The following is an 18,772-nucleotide window of genomic DNA, read 5'->3' on the forward strand; positions in this document are numbered from 1 at the left end:
CTGGCGCAGACAAGGTACAACCGCGATGCCCGACTATTATGCCTTCACCGACGGAGCCTGCTCCGGCAATCCCGGCCCCGGTGGCTGGGGCGTTTTGCTGCAAGCCCGCGAGGGCGAGGCCGTGCTCAAGGAACGCACGCTGAACGGTGGTGCGCCCGACACCACCAACAACCAGATGGAACTTATGGCTGCGATCAGCGCGCTTGAAACGCTGGGCCGCGCCACCGCGATCACCGTGGTCACCGACAGCGCCTATGTCAAAAACGGCATCACCCAGTGGATTCACGGCTGGAAGCGCAAAGGCTGGAAAGCCTCGGGCAATAAGCCGGTCAAGAACGTCGATCTGTGGAAACGGTTGGATGCGGCACAAGCCCGCCATCAGGTGACGTGGAAATGGGTCAAAGGCCATGCCGGACACCCCGAAAATGAACGCGCCGATGAACTGGCCCGCGCCGGGATGGCGCCGTTCAAGCCATGAGCATCACCTCGACACTGGATCTGGCAGCGGTGCTGATCTTCGCCCTTTCTGGCGGGCTCGCCGCCAGCCGGGCGCAGCTGGATATCGTCGGTTTCGTCTTTATCGCCTGTCTGACGGCTGTCGGGGGCGGCACCTTGCGTGACTTGCTGCTGGGGCGCGATCCGGTGTTCTGGGTACAGCAACCCGAATACATCCTGATCGCAACCGGGGCGGCCATCGTGGTGTTCTTTACAGCGCATCTGCTGGAAAGCCGTTACAACACCCTGCGCTGGCTGGATGCCTGCGCCCTCGCTGTCGCGGTATCGGCGGGCACAGGGGTCGCCCTTTCAGTCTCCGCCCCGGCCGTGATTGTCGTCACCATGGGCGTTGCAACGGCGTGCTTTGGCGGCTTGATGCGGGATGTGGTGTGCAACGAAGTGCCTCTGATCCTGAAACCCGGAGAGCTTTACGCCACCGCCGCTTTCGCCGGATCTCTGACCGCATTGCTGGTGCTATGGCTGGCCGTGCCAACCTTCATCGCGTTGCTGGCCGGCGCCGCAGTTACGTTCCTTTTGCGTGCAGGCAGCATGGTATTTGGATGGCAACTACCCGCCTATAAATCGCGACCGCCACGCTGAACTATTGCACCTGTTCCGGCATCTCCATGCCGCGCAGAAACTCTTCGGATTCCATTGCGCGTTTGCCCGGCCGTTGCGCCTTTAGCACCGCCACCGCGCCATCGCCACAGGCGATGGTCAGGTCGCCCAACACCGCCCCCGGCGCGCCCGTACCCTCGACAAGACGCGAAGCCAGAAGCTTGACCCGAACGCCGTTCATTTCACACCACGCCCCCGGAAACGGCGACAGGCCGCGAATTTTGCGATCCACCTCAGCCGCCGGGGCGGACCAATCCACCCGCGCCTCGGCTTTGTCGATCTTATGGGCATAGGTCACGCCCTCTTCGGGCTGCACCTCGGGAGTTAGCTCTGGCAAACGCGCCAGCGCCTCAACGATCAGCGCCGCTCCCATAACCGACAACCGGTCATGCAACCCGGCAGTGGTTTCCTCGACCCCAATCGGTGTGGTCTGGCGCAACAAGACCGGCCCCGTGTCCAGCCCGGCCTCCATCTGCATGATGCAAATCCCGGTTTCCGCGTCCCCCGCCATAATCGCCCGATGGATCGGCGCCGCCCCGCGCCAGCGCGGCAGCAAAGAGGCGTGAATGTTCAGGCAGCCATGCCTTGGCGCATCCAAAATCGCCTGCGGCAGGATCAACCCATAGGCCACCACCACCGCGATGTCGGCCTGCAGATCAGCCAGCGCTTGCTGCGCGTCAGCGCCTTTCAGAGAGACCGGATGCCGTACCTTCAACCCCAGCGCTTCGGCGCGCGCATGCACGGGTGTGGGGCGGTCCTTTTTGCCCCGTCCCGCCGGGCGCGGCGGCTGGCAGTACACGGCGGCAATATCGTGCCCGGCCTCGACCAAGGCGTCCAGCACCGGCACGGAAAAATCGGGTGTTCCCATAAAGATGATACGCATTGGCGGGCCTCCTGCGCTTGGCTATACGCCGCCTTCCCCGTCGCAGCAACCGGGCTGACAACAGGCCAGCACCTGCGCGTTGCCGCCACAGCAATCCTGCACCAGATAGCCCACCATGGCGCCCACCTTGGCGAAATCCACCCGATAGATGATCCGCCGCGACTGGCGTTGTGAGGTGATCAACCCCGCCTGCGCCAAAGCGTTCAGGTGAAACGAGTTGCGCGACGAGCTGGACCCGACCGCTTCGCCGATCTCACCCGCAGGCGCGCCCGCTGGCCCGGCCTTCACCAAATAGCGCAGCATCCGCAGCCGCGTTTCCTGTGACAACGCCGAAAGCGCGCCGATGACTTGACTCTCATCCATTATTCAATAACTCTTGATATATTGAGATTAACTCGAGGCTACACCATGACCCATGCTCCCGCAACTCTGGCGCAGCTCTTGCCGCTGCTCGAACAAGCCGCCGCCGATACGCCCGTGATCTTTGCCACTGACAGCGCCCGGATCGGGCCGGGATATCACGTGACGGAACTGAAACTGGCGCAGATCAATTCCATTGACTGCGGCGGAAACCTGAACACATGGGTTGAGACCCAGCTGCAATTGCTGGACGGTGCTGACGGCGCCTATCTGCAAGCCGGTAAGGTGGCCTCGATTCTGCGCCGCTCGGCCCAGACGATCGCGGGCCTGTCTGACGCCCCGCTTTGGGTGGAAATGGCGCCGCGCAACCAAGGCCTGTCGCGCTATCGTATTGGCGCGGTGCAAGATACCGGCGGTGCATTCAAGGTCACACTGACCCACGATCAGGCGCAGTGCAAACCGGCGGTCAGCCTTGGCTGCTGTGGCACACAAGCGATGGAAAGCTACTGCGCTTAGCGCAGTTTCGCGGCCTTTTTCAGCAACCTGTCGCGCTTCAGGCGTGACAGGTGATCGAAATACATCTTGCCGTTCAGGTGGTCGATCTGGTGCTGCACAGACGTGGCCCAGAGGTCGACAAAATCGCGCTCTTCCATCTGCCCGCCGGCGTTCAAAAACCGCACCATAACGGCACGCGGGCGCTCAATCACCGCTGAAACGCCGGGCAGGTTGGGCGACGCCTCTTCATGTGCGCGCAGCTTGACCGAGGCATGAATGACTTCGGGGTTGGCCAGCAAAACCGCCTTGCCGCGCGTGTCAGAACAATCGACCACCGCCAATCGCTGCATCACGCCAATCTGCGGCGCGCCCAGCCCGTAACCGGGCATGGCATCCATGGTTTCCACCATGTCGGCCCAAATTTGACGGATCTCATCGGTGATTTCGGCCACGGGTTGCGCAGCCGTGCGCAGACGCTTGTCAGGCCATGAAACGAACGGGCGCGACGTCACGTGCGGGTCCGTTCGCGTTTCAGCTTCTGCATCTTGCGGGTGATCATCTGGCGCTTCATCGAGCCCAGATAGTCAATGAACAGCTTGCCGTTCAGATGGTCGATCTCATGCTGCACGCAGGTCGCCCACAGCCCGTCGAACTGCTCTTCCTGCACCTTGCCATCGACGTCCAGCCAGCGCGCTTTGACAATCGCGGGGCGATCGACATCGGCGTACTGCTCGGGAATCGACAGACAGCCTTCCTCATAGGTGCTGATCTCATCTGATTCCCATGTGATTTCCGGGTTGAACATGGCGACGGGTTTGGGCGCCTCGCCCTCTTCCTTGACGCAGTCCAGCACGATCAGCCGTTTCAGGATACCGATCTGCGGCGCGGCCAGCCCAACGCCTGGCGCGTCATACATGGTTTCCAGCATGTCATCCGCCAGCTTGCGCAGCTCGGGCGTGATGTCATCAACCGGTTCGCAGACCTTTTTCAGCCGCGGGTCGGGGTGGATCAGGATCGGATAAATAGCCATGGCCGTCATTTAGGACATACGCCCTATCTGCGCAATGGCGTGAACACGGCGTTCCGCCATTGACCTTCGCGCCCGCACGCGGAAAACAGGTGAGGCACTGCACAGGACCACGCCATGAACTTCGACGAGATCATCGACCGCCGCAACACCCATTCCCTTAAGTGGGACGGGATGGAAGAACGCTATGGCGTTTCCCCCGGTACCGGCCTGCCGATGTGGGTCGCAGATATGGATTTCCGCCCGCCTCAGGGCGTAAGCGACGCGCTCCGCAAGATGGCCGATCATGGGGTCTATGGCTACTATGGTGACGACACCGCCTATCGCGCGGCGATCTGCTGGTGGATGGAAAATCGCCACGGTTGGCAGGTCGATCCCAAATCCATTTTCACCACCCACGGGTTGGTCAATGCCGTCGGCCTGTGCCTGAACAGCTATACCCAGCCCGGCGATGGGATCGTCCTGTTCACCCCCGTCTACCACGCCTTTGCCCGCACGATTAATGCCGCCGGCCGCAAGGTTGTGGAGTGCCCGCTGGCGCTGGTGAACGGCCAGTACAAAATGGACTTCGCCGCCTATGATGCCCAGATGACCGGGGCCGAAAAAATGGTGATCCTATGCTCGCCGCACAATCCCGGCGGGCGGGTCTGGACGCGCGAAGAACTGCAAGGCGTCGCCGACTTCTGCAAACGTCATGACCTGCTGCTGGTGTCCGATGAAATTCACCACGATCTGGTCTTTGGCGGCCACAAACATATCGCGATGCCTCTGGTCGATCCGTCAATCCAGGACCGGCTGATCCTGCTGACCGCCGCGTCCAAGACGTTCAACATTGCCGGCACCCACACCGGCAACGTCATCATCACCGACCCAACCCTGCGGCGCAAATTCGCCGGTACGATGATGGCGCTTGGCCTGTCGCCCAATTCTTTCGGCCTGGAAATGGTCACCGCCGCCTATTCGCCCGAAGGCGCAGCATGGGTAGATGCGCTGGTCGAATACCTCGACGAAAACCGGCGCCTTTTTGATGCCGCGATCAACGCGATCCCCGGGTTGCAGTCGATGCCACTGCAAGCGACCTATCTGGCTTGGGTCGATTTCTCGGCGACCGGCATTACCATGGACGAAGCCCTCAAGCGCGTCGAAAAATCCGCGCAGATCGCGGTAAACCACGGCCCGACCTTTGGGCGGGGCGGAGAAGGATATCTGAGGTTTAACTTCGCCATGCCGCGCGCCCAGATCGAACAAGCCATCTCTCGCCTGCAAGACGCTTTCGCGGATCTGCAATAAAAAAGGCGGCCCGTTCAGACCGCCTTCAAACAACATGAACGCTGTTCACTTTGACAGAAGTGCGATTGGCTCTGGCGTTTCACGATAAAAATCCAGCGGCGCCTTATCCTTTGCGGCGGTGTTGCGCTTGAATTCAAAAATCAGCTCACCGTCTTCTTCTGACGAGGCCACGATCAGCGCTTGATACAGATGGCGCGGCCCGTCAAACACATCGACCAATCCCCGCAGATGCGGCGCGGTTTCGGCATCCAGCGCAAACCCGGTTTCCCAGAACCGCAGCACCGAGAAATAAGACCCCTCGGCCTCTACGCGTAAGCGGTTTTTCTTGCGCAGCGACGCTTTGCGCGCGCGCTCCAATCCTTCGCGGACTTCTTTCGGCAAAAATTCAGACATCTCAGGCGTCCCATCCCCAAATGGTCCCTTTCAATATACGTCTTCAAAGGTGCATGAAAAGGTAACAATTAGTCGCAAATCCAATTTATCGAATGTTTTCAATGCCGCAATGCAGCAATCCGCCCCGAGCCAGCAAATACATGAACTTAGTTCACTTCGCCCACCTTCGCAGGGCTATTGCCAAGCAGCGCGCGATAGTTAAAGTTTTCCGCAACTTGCGTTCGGAGGATTTTATGCGTTTCGCCCTTTGTTTTCTTGCCAGTCTGGCCATGGCCAGCACCGCTTTCGCCGCCCCGCCCTGTGGTGGCAGCTTCAATTCGTGGATGAAGGGTCTAAAGGCCGAAGCAGTGCAGAAAGGGCATGGCAAATCCAGCGTCGACAAATTCTTTTCCGGCGCCCGCCAAGACCCGGCGGTGATCAAGGCGGATCGCTCGCAAGGCGTTTTCCAGCTGGATTTCATCACTTTCTCGCGCCGCATCATCAGCCAGAACCGAATCGACAATGGTCGCCGCAATGCGCAGAAATACGACGCTATCTTTGATCAGATTGAACGCAAATACGGGGTTTCGCGCGGCGTGCTTCTGGCCTTCTGGGCGTTGGAAACCGATTACGGCGCGGTGCAGGGCAACTTCAACACGCTGAACGCGCTGGTGACCCTGTCCCATGACTGCCGCCGCCCCGAACTGTTCCGCCCGCAAATCTTTGCGGCGCTGGAACTGTACGAAAACGGCGATTTCGACCCGGCCCGCACCACCGGCGCATGGGCCGGTGAAATCGGCATGGTACAGATGCTGCCCGAAGACATTCTGACAAATGGGGTGGATGGCGATGGCGATGGCCATGTGCGGCTGAAGACCTCGGCGCCCGATGCGCTGATGTCCGGCGGCAAGATGCTGCAATCGCTGGGCTGGCGTGCCGGAGAACCGTGGCTGCAGGAAATCGCTGTGCCGTCCGATCTGGATTGGTCACAGACCGGGCTGGATACCAAGAAAACCGTCAGCCAATGGGCCAAGCTGGGCGTGAAACCCCGGGCGGGTAGCTTTGGCAATGGCAACCTCAAAGCCTCGGTTCTGCTGCCGATGGGGCGCAAGGGCCCGGCCTTCCTCGCCTACCCGAATTTCGAAGTCTATTTCGAGTGGAACAAAAGCTTCGTCTATGTGACCTCCGCCGCCTATTTCGCCACCCGTCTCGAAGGTGGCCCGGTCTATACCGCGGGCAATCCCGACGCAGGGCTGTCAGGTGCGCAGATGAAACAGCTGCAGCAAAAGCTCACGAACCGCGGTCACGATGTGGGCGGGATTGATGGCATTCTGGGCGCAAAAACCCGTGCCGCCGTTCAGGCTGAACAAAAGCGCCTTGGTCTGCCCGCTGACGCTTGGCCCACGCCGGCACTTTTGAACAAGCTGTAATGCTGCATCTGCGATATGCATGGGATGTGCATCGGTTGTGCATCCCTTGTGTATCGCGGTTCAGGCCACCATCGACTCGGCCTTTTTCAGGTCGACCGAGACCAGCTGACTGACCCCCTGTTCCGCCATCGTGACCCCAAACAGACGGTCCATCCGGGCCATCGTAACAGCGTGGTGGGTGATGATCAGGAACCGCGTATCGGCGCGCCGGGTCATCTCGTCCAGCAAGTCGCAAAAACGCGTGACATTGGCATCGTCCAGCGGCGCGTCGACCTCGTCCAGCACACAGATCGGCGCTGGGTTGGCCAGGAACACGGCAAAGATCAGCGCCAGCGCCGTCAGGGTCTGTTCACCGCCCGACAGCAGGCTCAGGGTGCTAAGCTTCTTGCCCGGAGGCTGGCACATGATCTCAAGCCCCGCTTCCAACGGGTCGTCGGATTCAACCAGCACCAGCTTGGCCTCGCCACCACCAAACAAGTGTTTGAACAGCATAGAGAAATTGCTGTTCACCTGCTCGAAAGCGGTCAACAACCGTTCGCGCCCTTCGCGGTTCAGGCTTGAAATACCGCTGCGCAAAGCCTTGATCGCCTCTTCCAGATCCTGCTTCTCGCTCAGCAGCTGGTCGTGTTCTTCCTGCACTTCTTTAGCATCTTCTTCGGCGCGCAGGTTCACCGCGCCCAAGGCATCGCGCTGGCGTTTCAGGCGATTAACCTCGTGTTCGATCTTCTCGGCTGAAGGCATCTGATCGGGATCGCAGCCAAGGCTTTCCAGCAGTTCCGCCGGAGAGGTCTCTTGCTCTTCTTCGATCCGCGCAACTGCGGCCGCGACGGTCTCTTTCGCAGCGTCCGAGCGCGCCTCAGCCCGCGCCCGTGCCTCGCGCGCCTCCGAGGCCGCGCGCTCAGCATCGCGTTCGGCTTGCTCCGCATTGCGCAGCGTCGTTTCACCTTCGGCCAGAGTATCAGCAGCCTTGCGACGACGCCCTTCGGCTTCGTCGATCGCGCTGGATAATTCCGCGCGTTTTGCCGCAATTTCTTCGGGGGCCGAGGACGCCTCTTTTAGTTCCTCTTGCGAGGTTTCTTTGCGTTCGCCCAGCTCTTTGATGCGCTTATCAGCCGTTTCCAGCCTGTGTTTCCAACCACTTACCTCTTTGGTGACCTCTTGGCGCCGTTTGGTGCGCGCCTCGCCCTCGCGGCGTAATTCATCATGCGCCGACCGCTTTGCCACCATGGTAATCCGCGCAGCATCGACCACCATCTTGACCTCTTCGACCTGCGCACGGGCGGCGCCCAAGTCCCCCAGATCAGCCAGACCGGTTTCCGCTTCTTTCAAGCGGGTGCGGGCCGCAAGGGCTTCTTCGTTATGGCGACTGACCGCCATGTCGGCGCTTTCCAGCTTGGTCTGTGCGATGGCGCGATCGGATTCGGCGCGCGACAAAGCGCGCCCGCTTTCGGCCACCAAACGATCGGCGTCGCGGCGGGCCTGACGTGCAAGCTTGTCGGCCTCGGTCAAATCCGCCAGACGTTGCTTGAGCACCGCATGCGCCTGCTCGGCACCCGCGGCGCGGGCAGCCGCTTCTTCCAGGTCTTGTTTCAGTTCAACCAAACGGTTGAGCTGCTGCAACCGCAGCGCGGCGGTCGAAGGCGCGTCTTCGGCAGCAGTGCGGAACCCGTCCCAGCGCCATAGATCACCCTCAAGACTGACCAGCCGCTGGCCGGGTTTCAATTCGGTTTGCAACCGCATGCCATCAGAAACGTCATCCACCAGCCCGATCTGCCCGATCCGCCGGGTGATCGCGGCGGGGCCGGTGACAAAATTGTTCAGTGATTGAACGCCGTTCGGAAGCGCATGCGCCTCCGAATACCCCGGCAATGTCGTCCAACCCGAGGGCCCATTGTCATCAATAACAGGGTTGCGCAGATCATCGCCAAGCGCCGCACCCAACGCCTGTTCATAACCCGACTGCACCCGCAGCTGATCAAGAATCTGACTGCCTTCGCCAGCATCGCGTTCTACCAGCCGCGACAGGGCCGTGACCTCTGCGCGTAGCGCGCTCACCTCGCCTGCCGCTTCCGAGTGTTCCGCTCTGGCATCGGATTCACGGGCTTGGGCGTCTGATCGCGCTTCGTCGGCCTCGGCCAAAGCTTGTTCTGCGTTTTCAGCCGTTTGGGTGGCGCTTTGCTGATCGGTCTGGGCGCGCGTGACATCTGCTGCGGCCTTGTCCAACGCCGTGCGGGCCTGGTCGACAGCGCTGCGGGCTGAATTGGCCCCTGCCTCGCTTTTGGTCAGCATCGTGGTGGCGTCATCCAACAGACGTTTGGCCGATTGATGCCGTGCAGCCAGACGGGCAACGTCTTCGGTCAGTTCAGCCAGGTCGGCTTCGCGGTTTTGCAAAATTTCGGCAGCTTCGTGGGCCTGGGTCCCTGCGGCCTCAAGGGCTTCGGGGTGGCCCTCGCCCGCTTTGATCAGCTGTGCCAGCTCCCACTCGAGGCGTTCAATCGTTTCGCCCGCATCGCGGTTCAGGCCGGCCTCGCGTTCCATATCTTTAGTTAGCTGCTCGATCCGGCTGCTCAGCGTGTCGATGGTTTGCTGAGCGTGGGCTTCCTGATCGACCAGCGTGTCTCGTTGCACTTGCAGGCGCTGCAACACCGCCGCCGCGATTGCTTCTTCTTCACGCAGGGGTGGCAGTTTGTCATCGGCACCCTGACGCACCTTGGCAGCTTCGCGCGCTGCGGCTTCGGCCTGTCCGGCCAGCCGGGTGCGTTCAGTCAGATCGGCCTGCGTGGCGGCGCGGGCCTCGTCTGCCTCACGCCAACGACGATAGAGCAACATGCCTTCGGACCGGCGCAGGTCGGTACCGATTTCGCGATAACGCGCAGCCTGACGGGCCTGACGGGCCAGCTGGTTCAGCTGACTGGCCAACTGTTCGATAACGTCGTCGACCCGTGACAGATTTGTCTCGGCGCCTTTCAGCTTCAGCTCGGCCTCGTGGCGCCGTTGATACAGCCCCGAAATCCCGGCTGCCTCTTCCAGAATACGCCGCCGCGCCTTGGGCTTTGCGTTGATCAGTTCAGAAATCTGCCCTTGTCGCACCAACGCGGGCGAATGCGCGCCCGTCGAGGCATCGGCAAACAGCATCTGTACATCGCGCGCACGGACATCCTTGGTATTGGCCTTATAGGCAGACCCGGCGTCGCGGGTGATCCGGCGCACGACTTCCAAAACGTCCTGATCGTTGAACCCCGATGGCGCGAGCCGTTCAGAGTTGTCGATATGCAGGCTGACCTCGGCGAAGTTGCGGGCCGGGCGCGTGGCGGCGCCAGCAAAGATCACGTCTTCCATGCCGCCACCGCGCATTGCGGTGGGGCGGTTTTCCCCCATGACCCATCGCAGCGCCTCTAGCAGGTTAGACTTGCCGCACCCGTTGGGCCCAACCACCCCGGTCAGCCCGTCCAGGATCATCAGATCGGTCGGGTCGACGAAGCTTTTGAAGCCGTTCAATCTTAGCCGGGTGAAGCGCAAAGGAGGCCTTTCGGGTGATTCTGACAGGTTCTAAATCCTTCGGCCAGAACGGCCGCCTGTCAAGAAATCATACCACAATCAGCGGTTAGACGCCCAGTTATCCACAACATATTGCTACTCGAGGTCGAAATCGAATGGCCCGCAATGCAGTTTTGCGACCATCCGCGCGGGATCGCCATCAAAGCTGCCGGGCACAATTTCACACCCGCTCGCCCGTTCTATTGCTGTATGCCCACGCTCCAGAATGCCTTTGCGATATTCGAAATTCGTGCGGATTGCTTCGGCCTGACCGTTGTGGATGTAGACACTGAAGGTGCTGCCATCGACCGTGACCTGCACCGGCGCCACCCCCCACATTTCGCGCCCCGGGCTGTTGCATGCAGCCAGCCCCAAACAAACCCCTATGATCCAACAGACGCGCATTGATCTCAGGGTTTCTCAACAGGGTTAACAAACCCTGAATCCCCCACGCCAATTTGTCGCAATTGCATCGCCTTCCAGGCACGCATATTATATTCATCATATTGAATGTTTATGAGGTCTGACATGCGACACCCCTCCTCTCGACCGGCTGACAGCTACTCCCCGTTGTACTTTCTTGCCTCTTTGGGCGCGGGCGGATTGTCGGTGACGTTTTTCATGTATCTGTTCTTTTGGGTGAAACATCCCAACCAGCCGGTTCCGGTGTTTGAAGACATTGCCTTGGCCATGTCTGGCGGGCCGTTGACACAACAGATCGCGATCATCGCTGCCTACATCGGCATCGCCTTCTTCGCCTTTCTCAACCTGCGCCTGTTGTTTTGGAACATCCGCCATTACCGCCAGTTCGCGACCTCAGACCGGTTCAGCACCTTCCGCAACTCCAATGCCGAGACCCAATTGCTGGCCATGCCGCTGGCCATCGCCATGAGCATCAATGTCGGCTTCATTCTGGGCATGGTCTTTGTTCCGGGTCTGTGGAGCATCGTTGAATACCTGTTCCCCGCCGCATTGGCCGCCTTTGCACTGACCGGCTGGATGGCTTTCCGACTGATCGGGGATTTTCTGGGCCGCGTGTTGACCAAGGGCGGCGTGTTCGATGTGACAGCCCACAACTCTTTTGCGCAATTGCTGCCTGCCTTTGCGCTGGCAATGGTCGGGGTTGGCTTTGCCGCCCCTGCGGCGCTCAGCACCGTGCCGCTGACATCGGGGATTGCACTTGTTGGATCAACCTTCTTCGGCACCGCTGCGGCACTCTATGCGCTTGTCGCCGCCATCACCGGTTTCAACTCGATGTTGCACCACGGCACCGCCAAAGAGGCCGCCCCGACCCTGATGATCGTGGTGCCGATCATGACGGTACTTGCGATCCTGTTCATGCGCCAAGACCATGGCATGCACGCCACCTTTGGCGCCCATACAGACGCCATTGATACGCTGGTCTTCCTCAGCCGTGTGATCTCTATTCAGGTTGTGTTTTTGCTGCTGGGCCTGCTGGTGCTGCGGCGTCAGGGCTATTTCAAAGAGTTTATCTTTGGCACTGGCAACTCTGCAGGCGCCTATGCACTGGTCTGCCCGGGCGTTGCCATGTCGGTGATCATCCATTTCTGGCTGAACAAAGGCATGGTCGCCAATGGCCTGATCGAAAAGTTTTCGGCCGGGTATTGGGCCGTATCTCTGATCGCCCTAGCCTTTCAGGTGGCGATGATCTGGTTGGTGATACACCTCAACCGTCGTCACTTCGGACACGCCGACGTCAACGGCTCTGTTCCCGCAGAATAATCCGATCACCCCGTGTTGGCGATCTCGATCAGATTGCCATCCGGGTCTCGGATGTAAATCGAACAGATAGGCCCCTGTGCACCCGATCGCGCCACGGGGCCTTCTTCAACCCTCACGCCCGATTTTGCCAGATGGTCTTGCCACACAGCTAACGGCGTATCTGACAAGAAGCACAGATCGGCGCTTCCGGCCGCGGGCACCCGGGCCTTGGGGTCAAACTCATTGCCCTCTGCATGAAGGTTGATCTTTTGCGCGCCAAAACACAGTGCGGTTCTGCTGGAACCATCCGCTGGGCGAAACTCTGTTGCGACCATCCCCAAGACCTTTTCATAAAAGGCGACGGTGCGTGGGATATCCGCGACGGTTAAAACCAGATGATCAAGCACAGTCAGGCTGGGAGACATTGAATCCTCGCGATCCGTTGGCCCGGCGATTTTGGCGCTGCCGGCACACAGTTGCAATCACAGGCTGGCTTCTACCCGAAACTCCTGAGGGATTTCATCGCGCCCCTCCAGCACCAGATCGGCCATGACCTGCGCCACTTTCGGCGCCATGCCAAAGCCAATTTTGAAACCGCCATTGGCGATGAAATGCCCCTCGCGCCCCGGCCAAGCTCCCAACATTGGCGCACGGCTTTTGGCACGCGGGCGCACCCCGGCCCAGCGTTGGATCACCGGGGCATCGCGCAAAGCCGGAACGGTGTTCACCGCACGCGCCAGAAGATCGTCGCATTGCATATCTGTGCGATCAGGCAGATCGAACTCGCGCTCTGAGGTCGAACCAATCGCCAGCGTCCCGTCCGCATGGGGCACGAAATGCAAACTGTCCGCATAAAGCTGTGGCCGATCACGTTGATCGAATGACAGCAAAACCGCCTGCCCTTTCACACCATTCCCCACCGTCTGGCCAAGATCAGAAGACAACTGCAACAGGCCTTCATAGCCTGTCGCCCAGACGACCCGGCCCTCTGTCGCCGTGTCTCCCGTTACAATTTCACCACCCGAGGCTGTGATGGCCGCCGCCAAAGCAGCGCAGGCCTGTGCTGGATGCAGCCGTGCGCTTAGCGTGTCATGAATCACCAATCCGGTGGGGCTGGGCGGGGCCCAATCGCCAAGTTCTTCACTGGAGCGCACCGCCCATGTCGCTTTGCCCTGCCAAAGCTCTGCGGCTTGGGCTTCTCTCTCTTGCGCCAGTTTTAGCGCGCGTTCGTCCGCAACAGGCTGCAATCGGCCCGTGCGCGCATAACCTGGGCTCTTTCCGCCCGTGTCCCTGACCTGCGCCCAAAATTCCTGCGCCATGATCAGGCTTTCAAACTGAAACGCCTTTTTCGGGTTCCAGCGTTCCGGTGTATGGGGAGCCAATGCCCCGACGATCCCGCCCGAAGACCCGGCTCCGACCCGGCGTTTTTCAACCACCCGAACCTTGGCACCGCGTTGCGCACAGGCAAACGCCACCGAAAGGCCAAACGCCCCTGCCCCCATTACCGTGATGTCTGCCATTGCCATTTTCTGCGCCCTTTAGCATGCTCGCGCGGTCACTGATGTAAGGCATCCCATGGGAAACGACCAGAAGGCTGATCTGGAATGGCGCGACGGGGTCATTCCGGTTTCAACACGCTTCGACGATCCGTATTTTTCGTTAGAGAACGGATTGGATGAAACACGCCATGTGTTCATCGCGGGGAACGACTTGCCGGAGCGTTTCACGTCAGGTTTCCACATCGCCGAACTGGGCTTTGGCACCGGGCTGAATATGCTGGCAGCGCTGATCGCGTGGCGCGCGTCGGGCGCTCAGGGCGCTCTGCGCTTTACCAGCTTCGAGGCTTATCCAATGCAAGCAGATGAAATCGACAAAGCGCTGCAAGCCTTCCCCGAAGCCCGCGCCATCGCCGATCCGTTTCTTCAGGCCTGGGGCGCGGGCAAAAGGCGCTTCTCGATGCCGGGGCTAGAGGCAGAGGTCATCCAAGGCGATGCCCGTGTGACCATGACCAATTGGGACGGTCTCGCTGATGCGTGGTTTCTTGACGGGTTCTCGCCCGCCAAGAACCCCGAACTTTGGGATGACGCGCTGATGGCGCAGGTTGGCAAACACACGGTGCCGGGTGGCAGCTTTGCCACCTACACCGCCGCCGGGTTTGTACGCCGCGCTTTGACAGAAGCCGGGTTCGAAGTTGAACGTCGTTCTGGATTTGGCCGCAAGCGCCACATGAGTTGTGGGCGCAAGTTATGACGGGCCAGAACACCCGATTGGGCATTGTCCTGATGGTGGCAACGACCTTTGTTTTTGCTGTGCAGGATGGCATCTCGCGCCATCTGGCGGCGGAATATAACGTGCTGATGGTGGTGATGATCCGCTATTGGTTTTTCGCCGCCTTCGTCGTTGCCTTGGGACTGCGGGCCACTGGCGGGCTGCGCGCCGCAGCGGCGACAAAGCAGCCGGGCTGGCAAATTCTGCGCGGGTTGCTGCTGGCGGCAGAAATCTGCGTGATGGTGACAGGCTTCATCTTTCTGGGGCTGGTGGAATCGCACGCGGTGTTCACCAGCTACCCGCTGATCATCGCGGCCTTATCTGGACCTTTGCTGGGCGAACGCGTGGGCTGGCGCAGATGGGTGGCGATTGGCATCGGGTTTGTCGGCGTCGTGATCATCCTCAGCCCCGGATCGGGCGTATTTTCACCGCTGGCACTTATTCCGCTGGCCTCATCGGTTTTGTTCGCACTCTACGGACTGCTAACCAGATATGTCGCCCAACAGGACTCGGCGGCAACCAGCTTTTTCTGGACGGGGGTGGCCGGGTCGGTTGCCATGACCTGCGTCGGGATATGGTTCTGGGAGCCGATGGCCGCACCGGATTGGGGCTGGATGGCGACTCTGTGCGTGACCGGGGCCTTGGGGCATTACCTGTTGATCAAATGCTACGAGGTGGCCGAAGCAAGCGCCGTACAGCCCTTTGCCTATCTGCAGCTGGTCTTTGGCGCTTTCATTGGGATCGGCGTGTTTGGCGAGGTGCTGCGCACGAATGTGCTGATCGGCGCGGTTCTGGTTGTGGCCGCCGGGGTGTTTACCCTGCTGCGCGCGCGATCTATTGCGCGCTAAGCTCTTGGCGCAGCGTGATCGGCACAGGCGTCCCTTTCACGCGGGCACGGTAAATGGCCAGACTCTCTGACACCCGCATCACATAGTTACGGGTTTCGTTGAACGGGATCATTTCGATCCAGTCGATCACATCGACACCAGCCGAACGCGGGTCACCATTGGCTTCGATCCAGCGACGCGCACGGTGAGGGCCGGCGTTGTACGAGGCCGAGACCAGCACGATATTCAGCCCAAACTCTTCGATCAGTTCTTCCAGATAGGCCGCACCTAGAGTGACGTTATGGGCCGGATCGGCGGTCAACAACCCGGTGCGGTGTTCGATCTCAAGCCCGTCAGCCACGGCCTGTGCGGTGCGCGGCATCAGCTGCATCAAACCGCGCGCACCTGCGCCGGAAATGGCGTTAGGGTTGAACTCGCTTTCGCGGCGGGTGATGGCCAGCACCAGTTCCGTTGGCACCGGATGATCCCCCAGCAGGTCTTTGGGCACCGGGAAATAGGCATCGGGCAGGATTTGACGCACACCTGCGGCCTCTTTGGCGATGCGCAGCGCAGGATAGAACGCTTCGAGCGACAGGGTCAGACCGGCCAGTTGCGCACGCCCGGTATCATCGGTGGTTTCGGCCAGATGCGTCAGGAACCACGCGGCCAAGGGGCCTTCGCCGGCCTGTAGAAACTTCAATGCTGCCATCAACACGTCAGATCCGGCAAAGCTTGCTGTTGTCCAATCCGGCAGCGCAGCGCCGCCAACCAGGGACGGGTCCATCGCCATTCCGGCCTTTTGCGCGGCCAGCTGACCGTAAAAGCCAGTCTGATATGCGCCGCCCTTGGCATAGGCGGCCTGGGCCTCTTCGCTGCGGCCCAATGCCTCCAGCGCGCGCCCCTGCCAATAGCCCGCGCGGCCAAGGCTGATGGGGGTTTCCACCGCTGTTTCAAACCGCTGGAAATGGCGTAAGGCATCGGCAGGGCGATCCAGAAAGCGCAAGGCGACAAACCCAGAAAGCCACTCAAGATCCGCGAAGTCAGACCCTTCTTCCAGATGGTGCCGCGCAGCCAGACGATAGGCCAGCTGATAGTCACCCGCCCGCATTGCGCGCCGGGCAAAGCTGCGCCGACGCGGTGCCCAGCGTTCTGGTTGCCCTAACGAGTCAGCACTTGTGCTGCGCTCATCCATCAATGCCGCCGCGTCATCGTCGCGATCCTTGCGGTCGCGCCAGCGAAACCTTTCATAGGCCAGTCCGGGGTCAGATTGCAGCGCGGCAGGCACGGCTTCGATCCGGGCGTCGACCCCGGGATCCTGATTGCGCAAAACGATGCGGGCCTCGGCCAGCTTTTGCCAGCCTTCGGGCACCAAGGGCACCACAACTCGGGCCGAGCCATGAGCGCCTTGCCAAAGCATTTCGTCCAGCCGCGCAACATGATGTTCGGCAAGCTGATCCTTGAAGCCAGACAGCAACGCGGCGAAATCTGTAGAAGAGAGCGGCATGGTCCGCCACGTCAGCACGGCCTGCGCCTGCGCATCGGCTGTTTGACCCAGCGCTTTATAGGCAAAGGTCAGACGTGTGGCGCCCGCCCCGGTCTGGGGGGCGTTCTCCTTGAAATAAGCCAGAACCTTGCGCGGATCGGCATCTACCGCGATGTTGCCTTCGGTTCGGGCGCGGATGCGGGTCAGCCCCGGCCAATCGGCGTTGCGGCTCAGGAAATCCATCGCCTGATCCAGATCACCCAGACCAGCCCGAAGATAGCGCCATTCGATAATGTCGCGGGTCAATGCGTCGGGGGCCAATGCCCGTGCCTGATCCCATTCATCCGCGCGGACCGCCTGCATGACCCGAGCCAAGGGCATGTCTTGGGCTCGGGCCGCAGGGCCAGACACCGTCACCGCAATCAGAAAGGCCAAAATCAGACGCATCGCACACCTGCAAAACCTGTGGTCGACATAAAAAATGACACCTCAGCCCGGCCCCGGCCATTCACAAACTTGGCATCGGCGAACTTCGGCTATAGGGTCCGCCCGTTCTTACGCGGGCGACTCGCCTGTACCACGATAACAGCAGAAGGAAGCGTGTCATGTTCAAAGGGTCCCTACCAGCCCTGGTGACGCCGTTTAAAGACGGCGCAGTGGATTTCGACGCGCTTAAGGCGCTGGTCGAATGGCAAATCGACGAAGGCTCGCACGGGTTGGTCCCGGTGGGCACCACGGGTGAAAGCCCGACGTTGAGCCATGAAGAGCATGAAAAAGTCGTCGAAGTGGTGGTGGAAACCGCCGCAGGCCGCGTGCCGGTGATCGCCGGGGCCGGTTCTAACAACACCGTCGAAACCGTGCGCTTCATGCAGCACGCCGAACGCGTGGGGGCCTCGGCCGCCTTGGTGGTGACGCCCTATTACAACAAGCCGACCCAGCAAGGGATGATCGACCATTTCACCGCCGCGCATGACTGCTGCGAACTGCCGATCGTGATCTACAATATCCCCGGTCGCTCGGCTGTGGACATGACCCCGGCCACCATGGGCGAACTGGCCAAACTTCCGCGCGTCATCGGTGTGAAAGACGCCACCGGCGATCTGTCGCGCGTCCCGCAACAGCGCATCACCTGTGGGACCGATTTTGTGCAACTGTCGGGTGAAGATGCCACCGCACTGGGCTTTAACGCCCATGGCGGGGTTGGCTGTATCTCGGTTACTGCAAACGTTGCGCCCAAGCTGTGCGCACAGTTCCAAGAGGCGACGCTGGCCGGTGATTTCACCACGGCGCTGGCGCATCTGGACCGCCTGATGCCGCTGCATATGGCGATCTTTGCCGAGCCGGGCGTTTCGGGTGCGAAATACGCGCTGAGCAAGCTCGGCAAATTGGAAAACGAGGTGCGCTGCCCGCTGACTCCCGTGTCAGACGACGTCGCCGCACAGATCGACGCCGCGATGGCCCATGCCGGGCTTTAAGCCCAAACCGCCTCGCGAAGGCGAGGTCACGCTAGATTTCACCCCCGGCTCGGATGGGCCGGGGGTGCATTTTATCGGGCGTGTCGCTTCGCCCTGGGGGCCGGGCGATTGCCCACGCAACATCGCCAAGGCCCGCGAAAGCGGCAAAGGCGCTCAGATCACGCTGGACCCGGCGTTTGAACCAGCCCTGACCGGGCTGAAGGTCGGCCAGCCTATCATCGTGATTTACTGGATGGATCACGCGCGCCGCGATCTGTTGGTGCAAAATCCGCGCCATACAGACGGGGTGCGGGGCACCTTTGCGCTACGATCCCCAGCGCGACCCAACCCGATGGCGCAATCGGTGGTGCTGATCACCTCGATCAACGGCGCGACCATCGGCATTGACGCGATTGATTGCTTTGACGGCACCCCGATCATCGACATCAAGCCGTGGTTGCCCACAATCGACACCCCTCCGGGCCTCTGACCACTTCCCCCCGCCCGCGTG

At 60.8% G+C, this 18,772-nt stretch carries 20 protein-coding genes; 10 read left to right on the top strand and 10 right to left on the bottom strand.

The genetic code is table 11. From position 1 onward, the window contains the following. The first annotated feature begins 25 nt into the window (after window positions 1-25). Window positions 26-478, top strand: a complete 453-nt coding sequence (gene rnhA / locus ATO10_RS07365; protein WP_035249987.1) for a ribonuclease HI — start codon at window positions 26-28, stop codon at window positions 476-478. Beyond that, window positions 475-1,095 carry a trimeric intracellular cation channel family protein gene (locus ATO10_RS07370; RefSeq protein ID WP_035249989.1) on the top strand — a complete coding sequence of 207 codons (621 nt, stop codon included), beginning with the start codon at window positions 475-477 and terminating at the stop codon, window positions 1,093-1,095. Before rnhA ends, ATO10_RS07370 begins: the two co-directional genes overlap by 4 nt. 1 nt (window position 1,096) lies before the next feature. Here ATO10_RS07370 and fmt read toward each other — a convergent pair whose 3' ends face one another. Further along, complete coding sequence (gene fmt / locus ATO10_RS07375) at window positions 1,097-1,996, bottom strand: methionyl-tRNA formyltransferase (protein ID WP_035249991.1); 900 nt, start codon at window positions 1,994-1,996, stop codon at window positions 1,097-1,099. Window positions 1,997-2,017: 21 nt separating this feature from the next. Beyond that, window positions 2,018-2,359, bottom strand: coding sequence for an ArsR/SmtB family transcription factor (locus ATO10_RS07380; RefSeq protein ID WP_035249993.1), 342 nt, complete (start codon window positions 2,357-2,359; stop codon window positions 2,018-2,020). Window positions 2,360-2,404: 45 nt separating this feature from the next. Here ATO10_RS07380 and ATO10_RS15940 point away from each other — a divergent pair, with 45 nt between their 5' ends. After that, a complete protein-coding gene (locus tag ATO10_RS15940; protein ID WP_051598012.1) occupies window positions 2,405-2,872 on the top strand; it encodes a DUF6428 family protein in 468 nt (155 codons plus the stop codon). Here the strand turns inward: ATO10_RS15940 and def (ATO10_RS07390) are convergent. Together def (ATO10_RS07390) and def (ATO10_RS07395) are read right to left on the bottom strand one after the other, a co-directional pair. Beyond that, a complete protein-coding gene (def, locus tag ATO10_RS07390) occupies window positions 2,869-3,363 on the bottom strand; it encodes a peptide deformylase (RefSeq protein ID WP_035249994.1) in 495 nt (164 codons plus the stop codon). The two genes, ATO10_RS15940 and def (ATO10_RS07390), sit on opposite strands and share 4 nt — an antisense overlap. Beyond that, window positions 3,360-3,881, bottom strand: a complete 522-nt coding sequence (gene def, locus ATO10_RS07395; protein WP_035250400.1) for a peptide deformylase — start codon at window positions 3,879-3,881, stop codon at window positions 3,360-3,362. The genes def (ATO10_RS07390) and def (ATO10_RS07395) overlap by 4 nt, the downstream gene beginning before the upstream one ends. Before the next feature lie 114 nt (window positions 3,882-3,995). On the opposite strand from def (ATO10_RS07395), the gene ATO10_RS07400 reads away from it, so the two are divergent. Then, window positions 3,996-5,168, top strand: coding sequence for a MalY/PatB family protein (locus tag ATO10_RS07400; protein WP_035249996.1), 1,173 nt, complete (start codon window positions 3,996-3,998; stop codon window positions 5,166-5,168). 45 nt (window positions 5,169-5,213) lie between these two features. Here the strand turns inward: ATO10_RS07400 and ATO10_RS07405 are convergent, their stop codons facing one another. Next, on the bottom strand, window positions 5,214-5,561 hold the full coding sequence (locus ATO10_RS07405; RefSeq protein ID WP_035249997.1) for a hypothetical protein: 348 nt from the start codon (window positions 5,559-5,561) through the stop codon (window positions 5,214-5,216). Between the two features lie 233 nt (window positions 5,562-5,794). Here ATO10_RS07405 and ATO10_RS07410 point away from each other — a divergent pair, with 233 nt between their 5' ends. Then, window positions 5,795-6,970 (top strand): lytic murein transglycosylase, encoded by a 1,176-nt coding sequence (locus ATO10_RS07410; RefSeq protein WP_035250000.1) that lies wholly within the window; start codon window positions 5,795-5,797, stop codon window positions 6,968-6,970. 60 nt (window positions 6,971-7,030) lie between these two features. Here the strand turns inward: ATO10_RS07410 and smc are convergent, their stop codons facing one another. Both smc and ATO10_RS07420 read right to left on the bottom strand, forming a co-directional pair. Then, the gene (smc, locus tag ATO10_RS07415) at window positions 7,031-10,489 is read right to left on the bottom strand and encodes a chromosome segregation protein SMC (protein WP_035250002.1); all 3,459 of its coding nucleotides are present in this window, start codon (window positions 10,487-10,489) and stop codon (window positions 7,031-7,033) included. Between the two features lie 114 nt (window positions 10,490-10,603). After that, on the bottom strand, window positions 10,604-10,846 hold the full coding sequence (locus ATO10_RS07420; protein WP_155886715.1) for a hypothetical protein: 243 nt from the start codon (window positions 10,844-10,846) through the stop codon (window positions 10,604-10,606). Window positions 10,847-11,035: 189 nt separating this feature from the next. On the opposite strand from ATO10_RS07420, the gene ATO10_RS07425 reads away from it, so the two are divergent. Further along, window positions 11,036-12,250, top strand: a complete 1,215-nt coding sequence (locus tag ATO10_RS07425) for a TsoY family (seleno)protein (protein ID WP_035250004.1) — start codon at window positions 11,036-11,038, stop codon at window positions 12,248-12,250. 5 nt (window positions 12,251-12,255) lie between these two features. Here the strand turns inward: ATO10_RS07425 and ATO10_RS07430 are convergent, their stop codons facing one another. Next, entirely contained in the window at window positions 12,256-12,654 is a 399-nt protein-coding gene (locus ATO10_RS07430; RefSeq protein ID WP_035250404.1) for a VOC family protein, read from the bottom strand. Window positions 12,655-12,711: 57 nt separating this feature from the next. Next, complete coding sequence (locus ATO10_RS07435) at window positions 12,712-13,755, bottom strand: NAD(P)/FAD-dependent oxidoreductase (RefSeq protein ID WP_035250005.1); 1,044 nt, start codon at window positions 13,753-13,755, stop codon at window positions 12,712-12,714. Between the two features lie 49 nt (window positions 13,756-13,804). Between ATO10_RS07435 and mnmC2 the strand changes: the two genes are divergently transcribed. Together mnmC2 and ATO10_RS07445 are read left to right on the top strand one after the other, a co-directional pair. Next, complete coding sequence (gene mnmC2 / locus ATO10_RS07440) at window positions 13,805-14,479, top strand: tRNA (5-methylaminomethyl-2-thiouridine)(34)-methyltransferase MnmC2 (protein ID WP_035250008.1); 675 nt, start codon at window positions 13,805-13,807, stop codon at window positions 14,477-14,479. Further along, a complete protein-coding gene (locus ATO10_RS07445; RefSeq protein ID WP_035250010.1) occupies window positions 14,476-15,345 on the top strand; it encodes a DMT family transporter in 870 nt (289 codons plus the stop codon). Before mnmC2 ends, ATO10_RS07445 begins: the two co-directional genes overlap by 4 nt. On the opposite strand, the gene ATO10_RS07450 is transcribed toward ATO10_RS07445, so the two are convergent. Beyond that, window positions 15,332-17,254 (bottom strand): lytic transglycosylase domain-containing protein, encoded by a 1,923-nt coding sequence (locus tag ATO10_RS07450; RefSeq protein WP_035250011.1) that lies wholly within the window; start codon window positions 17,252-17,254, stop codon window positions 15,332-15,334. The genes ATO10_RS07445 and ATO10_RS07450 overlap by 14 nt on opposite strands. Before the next feature lie 158 nt (window positions 17,255-17,412). Between ATO10_RS07450 and dapA the strand changes: the two genes are divergently transcribed. Together dapA and ATO10_RS07460 are read left to right on the top strand one after the other, a co-directional pair. Then, window positions 17,413-18,282 (top strand): 4-hydroxy-tetrahydrodipicolinate synthase, encoded by an 870-nt coding sequence (gene dapA, locus ATO10_RS07455; protein WP_035250013.1) that lies wholly within the window; start codon window positions 17,413-17,415, stop codon window positions 18,280-18,282. Continuing rightward, window positions 18,269-18,751, top strand: a complete 483-nt coding sequence (locus ATO10_RS07460; protein ID WP_035250016.1) for an SAM-dependent methyltransferase — start codon at window positions 18,269-18,271, stop codon at window positions 18,749-18,751. The genes dapA and ATO10_RS07460 overlap by 14 nt, the downstream gene beginning before the upstream one ends. Window positions 18,752-18,772: the final 21 nt, after the last annotated feature.

The organism is Actibacterium atlanticum (assembly GCF_000671395.1).
Classification (GTDB): Bacteria; Pseudomonadota; Alphaproteobacteria; order Rhodobacterales; family Rhodobacteraceae; genus Actibacterium_D; species Actibacterium_D atlanticum.

What these genes read in the sequence shown, in the direction of transcription:
- ATO10_RS15940 (WP_051598012.1), top strand. Translation starts at nt 2,405, where the DNA reads ATGACCCATGCTCCCGCAACTCTGGCGCAGCTCTTGCCGCTGCTCGAA.
- ATO10_RS07420 (WP_155886715.1), bottom strand. Translation starts at nt 10,846, where the DNA reads ATGTGGGGGGTGGCGCCGGTGCAGGTCACGGTCGATGGCAGCACCTTC.
- ATO10_RS07445 (WP_035250010.1), top strand. Translation starts at nt 14,476, where the DNA reads ATGACGGGCCAGAACACCCGATTGGGCATTGTCCTGATGGTGGCAACG.
- ATO10_RS07410 (WP_035250000.1), top strand. Translation starts at nt 5,795, where the DNA reads ATGCGTTTCGCCCTTTGTTTTCTTGCCAGTCTGGCCATGGCCAGCACC.
- ATO10_RS07450 (WP_035250011.1), bottom strand. Translation starts at nt 17,254, where the DNA reads ATGCGTCTGATTTTGGCCTTTCTGATTGCGGTGACGGTGTCTGGCCCT.
- ATO10_RS07425 (WP_035250004.1), top strand. Translation starts at nt 11,036, where the DNA reads ATGCGACACCCCTCCTCTCGACCGGCTGACAGCTACTCCCCGTTGTAC.
- ATO10_RS07370 (WP_035249989.1), top strand. Translation starts at nt 475, where the DNA reads ATGAGCATCACCTCGACACTGGATCTGGCAGCGGTGCTGATCTTCGCC.
- ATO10_RS07405 (WP_035249997.1), bottom strand. Translation starts at nt 5,561, where the DNA reads ATGTCTGAATTTTTGCCGAAAGAAGTCCGCGAAGGATTGGAGCGCGCG.
- mnmC2 (WP_035250008.1), top strand. Translation starts at nt 13,805, where the DNA reads ATGGGAAACGACCAGAAGGCTGATCTGGAATGGCGCGACGGGGTCATT.
- ATO10_RS07380 (WP_035249993.1), bottom strand. Translation starts at nt 2,359, where the DNA reads ATGGATGAGAGTCAAGTCATCGGCGCGCTTTCGGCGTTGTCACAGGAA.
- ATO10_RS07435 (WP_035250005.1), bottom strand. Translation starts at nt 13,755, where the DNA reads ATGGCAATGGCAGACATCACGGTAATGGGGGCAGGGGCGTTTGGCCTT.
- fmt (WP_035249991.1), bottom strand. Translation starts at nt 1,996, where the DNA reads ATGCGTATCATCTTTATGGGAACACCCGATTTTTCCGTGCCGGTGCTG.
- ATO10_RS07430 (WP_035250404.1), bottom strand. Translation starts at nt 12,654, where the DNA reads ATGTCTCCCAGCCTGACTGTGCTTGATCATCTGGTTTTAACCGTCGCG.
- ATO10_RS07400 (WP_035249996.1), top strand. Translation starts at nt 3,996, where the DNA reads ATGAACTTCGACGAGATCATCGACCGCCGCAACACCCATTCCCTTAAG.
- dapA (WP_035250013.1), top strand. Translation starts at nt 17,413, where the DNA reads ATGTTCAAAGGGTCCCTACCAGCCCTGGTGACGCCGTTTAAAGACGGC.
- rnhA (WP_035249987.1), top strand. Translation starts at nt 26, where the DNA reads ATGCCCGACTATTATGCCTTCACCGACGGAGCCTGCTCCGGCAATCCC.
- ATO10_RS07460 (WP_035250016.1), top strand. Translation starts at nt 18,269, where the DNA reads ATGCCGGGCTTTAAGCCCAAACCGCCTCGCGAAGGCGAGGTCACGCTA.
- def (WP_035250400.1), bottom strand. Translation starts at nt 3,881, where the DNA reads ATGGCTATTTATCCGATCCTGATCCACCCCGACCCGCGGCTGAAAAAG.